General features: G+C 42.5%; 9 protein-coding genes. 3 read left to right on the top strand and 6 right to left on the bottom strand.

Annotated elements, in window-relative coordinates:
- Nucleotides 1–212: 212 nt before the first annotated feature.
- The gene (locus tag MFMK1_RS06365) at nt 213–905 is read left to right on the top strand and encodes a response regulator transcription factor (protein ID WP_366924290.1); all 693 of its coding nucleotides are present in this window, start codon (nt 213–215) and stop codon (nt 903–905) included.
- 89 nt (nt 906–994) lie between these two features.
- Nucleotides 995–2,749 carry a sensor histidine kinase gene (locus tag MFMK1_RS06360; protein ID WP_366924289.1) on the top strand — a complete coding sequence of 585 codons (1,755 nt, stop codon included), beginning with the start codon at nt 995–997 and terminating at the stop codon, nt 2,747–2,749.
- A 72-nt stretch (nt 2,750–2,821) separates the two neighbouring features.
- Here the strand turns inward: MFMK1_RS06360 and MFMK1_RS06355 are convergent, their stop codons facing one another.
- The 5 genes from MFMK1_RS06355 to MFMK1_RS06335 all read right to left on the bottom strand — a co-directional run bounded on the left by MFMK1_RS06355 (nt 2,822) and on the right by MFMK1_RS06335 (nt 8,522).
- Entirely contained in the window at nt 2,822–3,994 is a 1,173-nt protein-coding gene (locus MFMK1_RS06355) for an ABC transporter permease (RefSeq protein WP_366924288.1), read from the bottom strand.
- The gene (locus tag MFMK1_RS06350; RefSeq protein ID WP_366924287.1) at nt 3,991–4,671 is read right to left on the bottom strand and encodes an ABC transporter ATP-binding protein; all 681 of its coding nucleotides are present in this window, start codon (nt 4,669–4,671) and stop codon (nt 3,991–3,993) included. Before MFMK1_RS06350 ends, MFMK1_RS06355 begins: the two co-directional genes overlap by 4 nt.
- Before the next feature lie 5 nt (nt 4,672–4,676).
- Nucleotides 4,677–6,290, bottom strand: a complete 1,614-nt coding sequence (locus tag MFMK1_RS06345; protein ID WP_366924286.1) for an efflux RND transporter periplasmic adaptor subunit — start codon at nt 6,288–6,290, stop codon at nt 4,677–4,679.
- Between the two features lie 158 nt (nt 6,291–6,448).
- Nucleotides 6,449–7,855, bottom strand: a complete 1,407-nt coding sequence (locus tag MFMK1_RS06340) for a HAMP domain-containing sensor histidine kinase (RefSeq protein ID WP_366924285.1) — start codon at nt 7,853–7,855, stop codon at nt 6,449–6,451.
- Nucleotides 7,839–8,522 carry a response regulator transcription factor gene (locus tag MFMK1_RS06335; RefSeq protein ID WP_366924284.1) on the bottom strand — a complete coding sequence of 228 codons (684 nt, stop codon included), beginning with the start codon at nt 8,520–8,522 and terminating at the stop codon, nt 7,839–7,841. Before MFMK1_RS06335 ends, MFMK1_RS06340 begins: the two co-directional genes overlap by 17 nt.
- Before the next feature lie 326 nt (nt 8,523–8,848).
- Here MFMK1_RS06335 and MFMK1_RS06330 point away from each other — a divergent pair, with 326 nt between their 5' ends.
- On the top strand, nt 8,849–10,120 hold the full coding sequence (locus tag MFMK1_RS06330) for a diguanylate cyclase (protein WP_366924283.1): 1,272 nt from the start codon (nt 8,849–8,851) through the stop codon (nt 10,118–10,120).
- A 12-nt stretch (nt 10,121–10,132) separates the two neighbouring features.
- Here MFMK1_RS06330 and MFMK1_RS06325 read toward each other — a convergent pair whose 3' ends face one another.
- Nucleotides 10,133–13,405: a DEAD/DEAH box helicase gene (locus MFMK1_RS06325; protein WP_366924282.1), complete on the bottom strand. Its 3,273-nt coding sequence runs from the start codon at nt 13,403–13,405 to the stop codon at nt 10,133–10,135.
- Nucleotides 13,406–13,520: the final 115 nt, after the last annotated feature.

The following is a 13,520-nucleotide window of genomic DNA, read 5'->3' as shown; positions in this document are numbered from 1 at the left end:
CCCGTAAATTAACCATTAAAAATGCTTAAATTTTAAAAATATTATTTCAGTGGACAAAGATGCTACATTATAAGTTTAATGGACTTACATTAACTTGAAGCAAAGTAAATATAAAGTGTAGATAAATTTTTGAAATTATCTGGGAAGATATAAAGGTTTTCTGTCGATCGGTAGGAAATATATAAGTTACCAAAGGGGGGGGGGGGAACGATATGGCCAAGGAAAAGATCTTAATAGTGGATGATGAGCAGGAAATAAGCCATCTTCTTGATAGGTATTTAACCAGAGAAATGTTTCAAGTTATTGTGACCAGCAGTGGCAAAAAGGCAATCCAACTGGTAGATACCGAAAAACCCGATCTTATCATCCTTGATATCCTCTTGCCCGACATAAATGGAATTGAAGTATGTCAACAAATACGCAGTAAAAGCACCGTACCTATAGTCTTTATCAGCTGTAAGGACGATGCCTCTGACAAAGTCCTAGGCTTGGAACTTGGTGGAGATGATTACATTGTAAAGCCCTTCAGCCCGAGCGAAGTGGTAGCCCGGGTAAAAGCCCATCTGCGCAGACATCGTTATTTAACCAACAACCCTGACAATAAGCAAGTATTAAAATTCCATGGCATAGAAATCGACGCATCCAGTTACACAGTCCGTACCAACGGAAAGACTGTATGCCTTTCGGCTAAAGAATTTCAAATTCTCAATATTTTGGCCCAACATCCCAATCAAATATTTACCGCCTCACAGCTTTTTGACTATGTTTGGCAGGAAGACGCTTCGGGGGATCTGCGCACCGTAGTGGTACATATCAGTAATTTGCGAAAAAAAATTGAGCCGGATTCCTCCCGCCCAAAATACATCCAAACGGTCAGAAATGTCGGTTATAGATTTACTATATAGCTTCGAATCCTATCAACGCAAGATAATCACTCTACCTGTAGTATATTCTTCAATGCTAACGTATTACTAAAGTTTTGAGGTGTGGTAAGATGTCTTGGTTTATACCATCCGAAATAGCACAAATGGCCTTAAGTTCTGTACTTGCCTTAGTTTTCTTCTATCACTACTGGCACGACCGAAAGATATACCTTTTAATCTGGGGCTCTGCTTGGACGCTATGGTCATTAAAATATCCCTATGAAATATTAGCTTTCCTAGGCCACAACTCCATTATTATTCATGCCTCTGCTCTGCTATGCTGGCTTCTAGGCGGCACCCTGCTGCCCATTGGGATTTTTAAATTTATTGATAAAAAGCTTCCCCGTATATGGACATACGGCGCTATATCCCTATGTTTGTGGATTTTTGCATCCTTATTTATTGGATTACCCGATTCGGTCAGGTTAGTTCCCATTTTCTTTTTCCTAGGCCTGATTTTTATTTGGGCCGGTGTTGGTCTCCTGAAATCAAAAGAAACTGAGGTAACCGGAAAATATATAACAGGCTGGCTTTTTATTATCCTGGGCATTCACCTAGCAGATTATCCGTTTTTGGTCCAAGCTTCATGGCTTGCCGCCATCGGTTATATTATCGCTGCCATCTTGGCCTTTGTTCTTGCTCACAGTACTTTATTGGTCTATTATCAAAAAATCAGGGATGATTTAAGTAAAAATGAACAGCGCTTTCGCCTGCTGGCAGAAAATGCCCAAGACATCATCTTTCGTTATCAACTAAATCCCAAACCTAGTATGGAATATATCAGTCCTGCTGCCGCCACTATTACCGGATATACAATTGATGAGTTTTACAATGATCCGGATTTGTTCGTCAGGCTGATTCACCCAGAACATCGTTCAGCTTTTAGCCATTCACTAGAGCCAGATATTATGTTGAAAAAGAGTATACTTAGGTGGGTTAAAAAGGACGGAAAGACCATTTGGGTCGAACTATACAATACCCCTATTCTCAATAAGGAAAGAAAACCCTTAGTTGTTGAAGGGATTGCCAGAGATGTTACTGCCCGAAAGCTAGCAGAAGAGAAGGCGCTTCGGAACGAGAAATCACGCCGAGATTTATTAACTAATGTATCTCATGACTTACGTACACCCATAACTTCCATTCAAGGTTATCTTGAAGCCCTATTAGAAAATGTGATTTCTGAGCCCGAAGAAAGAGAACAATGCTTGAGACTAGTCCATACGCGAGTCTTAGGTATAAACAGACTAATTCAGGACCTTTTTGATCTCACCCGTTTGGAAACTCAACAGACATCCTTTCACTTTTCCCGTTTTTCTTTAGAAGAGTTGATGGATATAACCTACGAAAAGTATAAATATGATGTGGAACAAGCAGGAAAAAAGCTGTTACTAGAAAAGCCTGCAGCTTATACTGGGCCTTCTAAGACACATGCCGTAACCTTCGTAGAAACCAGCCTAAAAGATACCCTGACTATTGACTACGACCGAATAGATCAGGTCTTTAATAATTTGATTAGTAATGCCCTTAAGCACACACCTATTAACGGTAGAATCGTCTTAAGTTATATGTTCGCCCAAGACAAAGAAGAAACAATTATTACCATCCAAAATGATGGCGCAGGAATAGCTGAAAAAGACCTCCCCTATATCTTTGACAGATTTTATAAAGCGTCCAAATCCAGAGAATCGTCCAAAAACAGCAGTGGACTGGGCTTAGCCATATCCAAAGAAATAGTCAACGCCCATGGCGGCCTCATATGGGCAGAAAGCATCCTCAACCGGGGCAGCAGTTTTCATTTTACTCTCCCGGTGTCAGGCACCAAATAAGTGACAAAATAAGTGACACCCGTTGGTGTCAGGCACCAACGGGTGTCACTTATTTCATAAAAGCCTTTTCCCCTATTCAAACCTAAGTGCATCCACCGGTCTTAGTTTGGATGCTTTATTGGCGGGATAGATGCCGAAAAACATGCCCACCAGGAGTGAAAATGATAAAGATAGCAAGATAATGAATAGGGAAGCCTGGGCATTGAGCCCCACTGCTGCAGTCAATAATTTATTACCTGCCAACCCGACTATAATGCCGACGATGCCCCCAATTCCACTGATGACGGCAGACTCAATCAAAAACTGGGTCAATATATCTCTGCGTCTAGCTCCTATCGCTTTTCTAATGCCGATTTCCCTTGTTCTTTCGGTAACGGTAACCAGCATAATATTCATGATACCAATTCCCCCAACCAATAAAGAAATTGCCGCTATGCCACCTAACATCAGGGCCATACTTGTGGTAATCTGGTTTACTGTGGACAGCATCTCTGTTTGGTTAAAGACTCTGTAGGCATCTTCATCGTTTTCGAATTTCTTTAACAAATACTGCTCCACCTGGGCAGATGCGGCATTCACCATATCAGGAGATTCTGCCTGTATATATAGGCTGCGTATTCCCGTTGATTTTAGGAATCTTTGAGCGGTAGTCAAGGGCATGAGAATTTTGTCATCGCTGCTCCCACCCATTGAACTGCCTTTTTCCTCCAGCACCCCAACCACTTCGAAATTCGTGCCGTTAAGCTGCACAGTTTGCCCAAGAGGATTAGATGTACCAAATAGCTCAGTTACAACTTCGGTGCCCAACAGCACTACCTTCTGTCTAAATTCCACATCGAGAGGCATAATAAATCTGCCGCTTTGGACGGTATGATTGCGCACCGTTTGGTAATTCTCGTCCACTCCTTCTAAGGGCACATCCATCGTTGTTGTGCCGAATTTGGCGGTAACGTTTCCACTTGCTACAGGCGCTACCCCTTCAACGCCCTCTTTATCAGCGAGTGTCAAAGCTTCGTCGTATGTTAAGGCATCTTCCGCTCCCCGGCCCCTGATAGTTACCGTAAGCAAGTTTGTACCCATGCTTTCAATGTTTTCCGTGACGCTGGCGGTTGTCCCCTGCACTACGGACACCAATATTATGACAGCGGAAACGCCAATGATGATACCCAGCATAGTCAGAAACGTCCTCATTTTATTACCAACAATTCCCTTAACAGCGAGCTTGACGGCCATTTTAAAATTCACCCGGATGTCACCCCGCCTTCTATAATCAACCCATCCTGAATTGATATGCTGCGTTTTGCATTAGCTGCTACTTCTAAGTCATGAGTGATGAGTAATACTGTCCTGCCGTTATCATTTAAGTTCTTTAATATTTCCATAACTTCTTCCCCGGATTTACTGTCTAAGTTCCCTGTAGGTTCATCTGCGAGAATTAACGGCGGGTCACCGGCCAGCGCCCGCGCTATGGCCACCCTCTGCTGCTGACCGCCTGACAATTCCGCAGGCTTATGTCGGGCCCATTCTCTTAATCCCACCCGTTCCAAAGAGCTTAATGTCCTTTCTCTACGTTCTTTACTGTTAAGGCCCATATATACCAAGGGTAATTCTACATTTTCATAGGCATTAATCCTGGGCAGGAGATTGAATTTTTGAAATATAAAACCGATCTTTTTGTTTCTGATTAAAGCCAACTGCTCCTCGGTGAAGTTGCTGACTTCAGTATCTTCAAAGTAATACTTCCCTGTTGTAGGTGTATCGAGACAACCTAAGATATTCATGAAAGTAGACTTACCTGAGCCGCTGGGTCCGATAATAGCGACGAACTCGCCTTTAGCCACTGTTAATGATACTCCCTTTAAAGCCTCAAATTGGACAACACCGGAATTATATACTTTTGTAACGTTCTTTACCTCAAGCATAAGATCTACCCCCCTCCGCCACCGGAGGGTCTTCTGCCTCCACCTGATCCCCAACTGCCGGGTAGTCTTGCTCCAGCTCCCATCATTCTTATATTTGGCCCCTGGTCTTGGGAATTGTTTTGACCAACCACCTGATATAATACCTGCTCGCCTTCACTTAAACCTTCAGCTATTTCCACATAGTTTGCTGATACCAGGCCAATTTTAATGGGTGTTGTTTGGGGCCTGCCCTGCTCCGGTTGTCCGGTTATGACAAATCTTTGATTTCCGCGCTGCTGCACAGCCTGTATGGGTAAAAGCAAAGCGTTGGCTTTCTTAGAGGCGATAATCTCGGCGTTGGCCGTCATCCCGGGTCTCAAACCTTTGTTATCATTTAAGCTCAAAGTGACGTCAAAAGTTGCCACTCCGCCGGATGTCTTACCCTCTAAAGCGACTTCAGCAACCGCCGCCTTAAACCTATGATCCGGAACAGCCTCTACACTGACTGATGCCTCTTGGCCCACCTTCACTTTACTGATGTCTAACTCGTCAATGGGGATTACTACTTTTAAATTTTCTAAATCGGACACTACTGTTACAGCAGTATTTTCCCGCACACTTTCTCCTTCAGTAACCTCAATCTCAGTAACCGTCCCGGCAATGGGAGCGTATACGGCTGAATTATCCGCATCTTCTAGTTTTTCGCTTAACTCTAATTTAGCTTCTTCCACCTTAATCATTTGTTCATCAATTTGGATGCGCAAATCATCGTTTTCCACTTCTGCTATTAGCTGGCCCTCTTCTACAGAGTCCTCGGAATCGACGTTGAGTTTTATTAAGGTACCGCCGGTATCCAGCTCTACTTTGTATGGTTCTCCAGTAGTTAATGTTTCATTTTCCACTGCAGCATAAGTACCCTTATCATTTTTCACCGTAATCTGGGTCTCCATACCGGGAGTAAATCCGCCGGGATTATCCAACTCAAATGTCACCTCGTATAATACTGCGCCATCATCTCTGGCAGTGGGTGCCGTACCTACTTTGATAACTTTGCCCGCTACGTCTTGATAGTTATATAACATTAAAATCTTGGCCTCATCACCAACACCGATAGCATTTATCTGACTTTTATTGAATTTACCGATTACCTGCATCTTGGATTTGTTTATTATTGTTGTCAATATACCTTTAGATACCTGCTCCCCAATGTTAACATCTATGTCTTGGACCACGCCTGAAGCAGGGGCATAAATTTTTAAGCTTTTTAAATCTTCCTGCAGGTCCTTTAGCTTATTCTCGGCCATGATAATGTTTAATTTGGCGCGTTCCACCACGGTATTTTGTGTATCATTTTCAAATATTAGGATTAAATCTCCCTCTTCAACAAACTGACCTTCCTGCACATAAATCTTATCAACGGTGCCTCCGCTTAATGTTGCTATTTCCTTTCTTACGCTAGCTTCAATACTTCCGGTTCCGCCTGCTGTAACCTGGATTTCACCTCTTTGCACTTCAGCTGTTGCATATTGAGCAGCATTTGCGATAGTGTCTTTTTGTCCTGAGAAAGATTTTGCATATATTCCACCGACGAAAACGATGCAAAGTAATAAAACTAAGCCATATTTCAAATATTTCTTCATGTGGTCCCCCCCCGAGATATTTAGTTGATATAATTAGATACCTTCATGGCATTCTATCAACTTTAGATGTCAAACATGTGTCAAATCCACACTTAAATTCTATAAATATAAAGCGGCATCACAAAAGACAATGCCGCAAAGAACTATTCATTTCGAATTTAACTGGTTAAAATAAGTGTAAACGTTGTTCCTTTATCTGAGCTTTCTTTCAATACCAGGTCACCACCAAGTGTCTGAGCTAACATTTTACTAAAGGTCAGACCCAAACCTAAACCGCGAGCGCTTTGTTTTTTATCCTTCCCTCTGTAAAAACGCTCAAAAACCAGATTTTGCTCCTCCGTCGGAATGCCTGGGCCATTATCCGTAACATCAATTCTGATATCGCCTTCTTTTTCAGCTAAAACTAGATTTATCTCCCCGTCCTTGCCCGCAGCTTCTTTTGCATTATTGAATAGATTATATAAAATTTGCTGGACGCGCAGCGCATCGGTTGCAGCATCAAGACGCTGTTCAGGTAATAAAGTATTGAGCTTTAGCCCATCGGCGTCCTGCCCGACCAGCCATTGATGAGCAATTTCATTAACTAATTGATTTATGTTTTGCTCTTCTTTCGAAACTTTCATGGCTCCTACTGCAAAAGAATTAAATTCAAGTAGATCTTCGACCATCTTCTCTAACCTACTTGCTTCCTTAATACACATTTCCATAAACTCTTTTGCCTCTTGGCCATCCACCACTTCATCTTTCACCGCTTGGACCAGGCCGCTAATTGAGGCAACAGGAGTTTTCAATTCGTGGGTTACTCCAGCTAATAATTCTGCACGCATTAACTCTAACTGCTGTAAGCGCTCAGCCATTTCTTCAAAAGATTGAGTCAATTCGTAGACTTCTTTTTCTTTGATGTCTTTGTCAAAGTCAAGGTCATAATCCCCACCAACAATTTTCTTTGCTGCATCCGCTACATCTTTTATTGGCTTAGACAGTTTCCGAGTCAACAGGTGAATAACGGCTAAACCAAGAAACGCCAAGCTTCCCAACATGATGAAAAGTAGTTGTAGCTGCTCCTTATTGGCAGTCACATCCTTTTCCGGCAATAAAATAAACACCCAACCTGATGTCACGTTATCGTTGGTTATTTCTTGTTTTACTAGATAAAGTTTTTCCCCTTCCTTTTTCCTTAGAATTTCAACATCCTTTTCATTATCTAGGGAAATCTCCTCTATGAATTCAATTGGGACTCTCCTGGGATCTCGAAAGACAACATTTCCGCGTTCATCCATTATAAAAACCACAAGACGCCGCTCCAAGCGCAAAAAACGCTGCCGTCTTTCCAGTAAAAGTGACAGCGCGGGAGACACTCTCACGTTCCCTTGGGCATCAACAGTCCGATCGGCGATTTCTTCGGCAATCAGTTTCATAATGTCTAATCGTTTCTGGGTAGCATTATATCTTAACCATGACGTGGAAATAAGGCCGATAACAATGATACCAATCACCAGGGTCAATAAATAACGTATTGTCCATATCTGCAGTAATGATTTCCGTTCATCATTTTTCACGAACACAGAACTGATACCCCAATCCTCTTAAAGTTTTAATTTCCCCTTCTGGCGGCGGCCAATTCTGCAGCAGTTTCCTAATTCTTTTCACGGCCAAATCCACCGCCCGGTCACTCCCCTCATAATCAATTCCCCAGACGTTTTCAATGAGCTGTTCTCTGGTAAATGTTTGATTGGGGTTCTTTGCGAGAAATAAAAATAAAGAAAGGTCTCTTGGTGTGAATTTTAATTCAACTCCGTGCAGGGAAACCACGTACGATTGAAAATCTATTTTTAAACTGCCGTAATACTTAGTTTTCTCTTCCACAATATTTGTTGAACGTTTTAAAACGGCTTTCACCCGTGCCACCACTTCTTCAGCGTTAAAGGGCTTCGTGATATAGTCGTCGGCCCCTTTTTTAAAACCGCTTATTTTTTGATCTACCTGTCCTAGAGCGGTAAGCATTATCACCGGGCAGGAGCTTCTTTGGCGAATAAACTTTAAAATCTCCCACCCATTTCGACCCGGCAGCATGACATCCAGGATAACCAATGCCGGATTTAAAGCTGTAAATCTTTCCAAAGCTTCATCGCCGTCGAAAGCCTGCTCCACCGCAAAGTCCGCTTTGGTTAGATATGCCTTCAGCACCCGGGAGATAGCCGGCTCATCTTCTACAACCAGGATTCTATTCATGCGCTCCGCCCCTTTCTTAATTAGTATGTACAAAAGCCGCTTAGGCTTAGGTCAAGGACTGATATGCTTGATACAGTCATAAGATATCACGGTAATATGTCAGCAATATGTCAATAGATTTTTCTTGGCTGCGATAGGTCGTCGGCCCCGCCGTGACCGTGATAGGTATTCTAACTTCCTCACACAGACCCTGCCGCCTACCTCCGGACATAGCCCACACTTTAGTGTGACAAAATTCACGTCTTTTTGCCAAAATAATTGCTATAATATCCCAAACAATTAAAATTGGAAATAAAAAAAGACCATTTTTTGAAGGGTGATGCGTAATGTTAACATCAAAATTCAGTGTCAAGCGTTTTATTGCTTTAACGTTAATATTGATCATTACAGTAGGAATACTCTCCTGGAAGATCAATCAGACTAGAACTAAACAAATGTACCGGGAACTAGCTGTACAGATGGCAAAGTCATATTTTCAAATGATTTTAGTGCAGCGAAATTGGAATGCTGATCATGGCGGGGTCTATATACCGGTGACGGAACAAACTAAACCAAACAAATACTTAGATGACCCTTTACGAAACCTTAAATTCTCAGAGAGTTTAACATTGACTAAGATTAACCCCGCCTATATGACCAGACTACTGTCAGAAAAAGCTAAGGAATATATGTCAGTTCAGTTCCACATCACCAGTCTCAATCCTATCAATCCCGGAAATACGCCGGACGACTGGGAACAAATATCTTTGAAGTTATTTGAAGACACTAGACAAAGTAGTACTTGGGAAGTGAAGAGTTATAAAAAAAGTACGTATCTGCGTTATATGGAGCCGCTGCTAATGGAAAAGGAATGCCTCAAATGCCATGCAAAACAAGGGTACAAGCTAGGGGATATTCGCGGTGGTATATCAGTGAACATCCCGTATGCCCCTTTTCAAGAGGCTATCAGGAAGGACACGACCGATGCAGCCATACAGCATATCCTATTCGCTGCTATACTTTTCTCTGTGATCTATATATTTGGCAGAAAGACCCTTGCCGGTGAACAAGAATTAAGCAAATACTCCAGCAGACTAAAAACCCTTGCCGAAACCGATGCTCTTACCGGAGTATTTAATCGACGACAAATACTACAAAGCTTAATGGATTTAATCCATCGGTCCCGGGCAGGTGGTCAACCTCTCTCATTTATTATCATGGACCTGGACGGTTTTAAAGAGGTTAATGATACTTTTGGCCATATTGTCGGAGACAAGGTGTTGGCACAGTTTGCCAATCTCATATGCCAAAACGTCCGTTCCATTGACATAGTGGGTCGCTATGGCGGTGATGAATTTGTGGTCATTCTCCCGGAAACAACAGCAAAAGACGCAAAATTCACAGCGGAGCGTATCCGCAGCGCAGTAGCGAACCGTGGGTTTAAAGGTGCTGATACTGATATCCATCTCACCGCTTCCCTTGGGGTTGCCACGGCAACTCATTTCCAAATGGGTGATAAGAAATTAAGGGATGAACTGCTAAATAAGGCGGATACATCCTTATACACGGCTAAAAGAAAAGGTAAAAACATGGTTGAAAGTATCAATGCTGAAGGCTAACAGTAAGATGTGTCATACTACATCAAACAATTCCTTGACTTCCTGCTCCGTCATCTTGGTAAGCATAGTTTCTCCCGGTTTGATGACGGACTCAATCATGGCTTTTTTCTTAAGCTGCAGCTCAAATATTTTTTCCTCGATTGTACCCTTGGTAATCAACTTGATAACCTGCACCGAATTTTTCTGGCCGATGCGATAGGCCCGGTCCGCCGCCTGGTCTTCCACAGCGGGATTCCACCAGGGGTCATAATGAATTACCATATCCGCTCCGGTAAGATTTAGACCCGTGCCCCCTGCTTTAAGTGATATTAAAAAAGTCTCTCCTTGACCGTTGTTAAAATCCTTTACCATTTCGGTTCTTTTTTGCGCTTTGATAGAACCGTCCAGATAAAAGTACTCTATCCCTTCGTCATCAAGAAGTTTTTTTATAATGTGCAGCATGGACGTAAACTGCGAAAAGAGTAATATTCTATGACCTCCCTGGATGGCATCCTGGAGTATTTCTTTCAAATATTGCAGTTTACCGCTGTCGCCGCGATAGTTCTCTAAGAACATGCCCGGGTGGCAGCAGATTTGCCGCAATCTAGTCAATAACGTCAATATCTTAATTTGGCTTTTGTTAAAGCCGCGAGTGGCAATTTCCCGCTCGATCTCACCCTTAGCTTCATTTAAATAAGCGAGGTATATTTTTTTCTGCTCCCCAGTCAGTTCGGTGACCATCTTACTTTCAAACTTAGGCGGCAACTCCTTCAAAACATCCTTTTTCATACGCCGCATAATGAAGGGCGCAATCTGCTTTTGCAGTTCATTCAAGGCATTTTTATCCTGGTTTTTCATAATAGGCAGTTCATATTTTTTCCTGAATTTTTGCCTGGAAAACAAATGCCCTTTCATGATGAAATCAAAAATTGACCATAATTCAACCAGACTATTCTCCACAGGTGTCCCGGTGAGGGCAAAATATGCTCTGGCTTTAACGGTTTTTACAGACTTGGCGTTTTGAGAGTTTGGATTTTTAATGTGCTGTGCCTCATCCAAAATACAGTAACCGAAACTCATTTCCCGGTAACGTTCAATATCTCTTCGGATGAGCGCATATGAGGTTATTATCAGGTCGCACTCGACCGCCTCTTTAAGCTGAGCCGCCCTTTCTCGAGGTGTTCCCGCTATCACTATAACCTTCAAATCGGGGGCAAATCGCCTTGTTTCTTCCTGCCAGTTGTAGATTACTGACGTCGGGGCAACCACAAGCGAAGGTGCCTGCACTTTTTCTTTTTCTGTTAGGAGAAAAGCAAGGGTCTGAAGCGTCTTACCCAACCCCATATCGTCTGCTAAAATACCTCCCAAACCGTACATTGCCAGCGTCTTCAACCATTTAAAACCCTTTGTCTGATAATCACGCAGCACCCCTTTTAGGCTATCGGGGACATCAAAATCCGCATCCTGCGGCTGGTTAATTTGCCTCACGAATTGCGTAAACGCAGGATTCTTTTCCACCTGTTGCATATTCAACTCCTGTAAACGACGATCTAAGTACATAGCTCTGTTTTTGGGTAGCTCCATGGTGCTTTTCTTAAGTTCGCGGTCAGAAATATCAAGAGAATCCAGAATATTTATGACCTGTTGCATTTCTTCACCTGCTGTATCCAGCGGCAGAAACGAGCCATCCTTCAATCGATAGTATCTCTTCTTTTCCTGCAGGGATTTAAGCACATTTTTTATTTCCGCCAGATTGATCTCATCAAACTTGAAGGAAATTTCCAACATATCACTTTGTTCGTTCAGGCGCAGGCCGCCGGAAAAGCTGGCAGTATTCCTTATTTTCATACTGCGAAAGCTTTCGGAATAATAAACGTCGGCCAGTTCTTGGATTTCGGGCAAAAAATCATGTACGAATGCAAAGATATTGTCCTCATCCTCAATGTAGATACTCCCGTTAACGGTGCGAAATTCCGCCCCCTCCAAGAGACCTAAAATAGTTGTTTCCCGTTCCGAATCTCTAACCAGTATTCTATCTTCTTTCCGGTAATCAGTCTGATGGGTAAAGGGATTGATGCGAACATCCCCATAGATAAATCTAACCTCCGCCTTCACCGTATCATCCACCCGGTCAAGGTGAATTTCCGTTATTAAATCGACCGCATACAAACTTTCTTGTACCGCCGTTGTAATCTCCACCCGACCAATTTTTTGAATCGCCGGCAAAATTTCTGAAGCAAACCGGTCTCTTTGGTTATAAGTAAAGTGAATACCGTCAGGCGATTCCACCAAAGCATTGACCAGTGGAATGAAATTTTTTCTTTGGTGCTCAGAAATTTTATGAACTTTACCGTCAAAGTAGAGGTACTCTCCTGTGGGAATCATGGGTATCATATTTAAACGTTCCCATCCCAAAATAAGGGCCTTGCCCTCACTATCCACTTTAAAATCAAGCGGTAAATCTTGTTCAACTATGGTAAGGTCAGTATACTCATTATTAAATAGTGTTGCATTGAAGCGCTTCTGTCCCATCAAAGATAAAACTTTCTTAAGCACAACTTGAGGCAAATGAACCCGTTTACCGTCAAACAGTTTGCTCTTGCTATTATAATAGCTAGAATAGCGGTCTATATCTCGAAAAATGCTGCTTTCCACTTCGTACATATCCCGGAGAACATCAATCAGTGGCTCATCCTCAGGTCGAAACACATGTACGGCCGGGTCAAATATAAAATTCTTGCCAAATTCCAGCTCTTGTCCTTTATCCATTGCTTCAAAAAGTTTCTTTACACTCTTAACAACATAAAGTTTTTCTTCGCCCATTCTAAGAGACAGCGCATGGTATACCTCTTGTGAGAAATACCTATTGACATAATCAAGTTCAAATTTTACTTCTATATTAAGCGGGGTTTTTTGGGGTTCGTTCACGTATTGACCAAAATATCCCAGGATTGCCTCTGCCGTCGCACCATTCCTGGCCGCTGCCCGGGGTTTAGTCCCATGGGGTTTAATATTTTTATGATGCCACTGGCACGCTGCCAACACGGCAACAATGTGCTTACAAGCGCCATCGTACTGGCTAAACGCCAGGCAGTTACAATACATGTCCAATATTTCGCCGCTGCCAAAAAACTCTACATCCACCTCATAACCACGGCTGCCCATGACTATCGCGGAAGCAGATATATCTTCTGAGAAAAACCCAAATTCCTCCACTCGCCCTTGTGAGAAATACTGTAAGCCTCTCTTATAAACGTCATCAGTTCCTGCAGCTTTTCTTATCATTGCATCAGTTAAAAAAAACATTGAAGCACCTCACCTGCGTCATCATAAATAAATGCATCTATTTTTAGATTCTATCCTATTTTACCGTAAATTTCGAGTATTTATCTTGAGTTAGTTGAGGTTACCCGGCAGCGCT

It is taken from the genome of Metallumcola ferriviriculae, from assembly GCF_035573695.1.
GTDB lineage: Bacteria > Bacillota > JADQBR01 > JADQBR01 > JADQBR01 > Metallumcola > Metallumcola ferriviriculae.
Note: the sequence above shows the minus strand (reverse complement) of the source record. Positions and strands in the feature narration are given on the sequence as shown.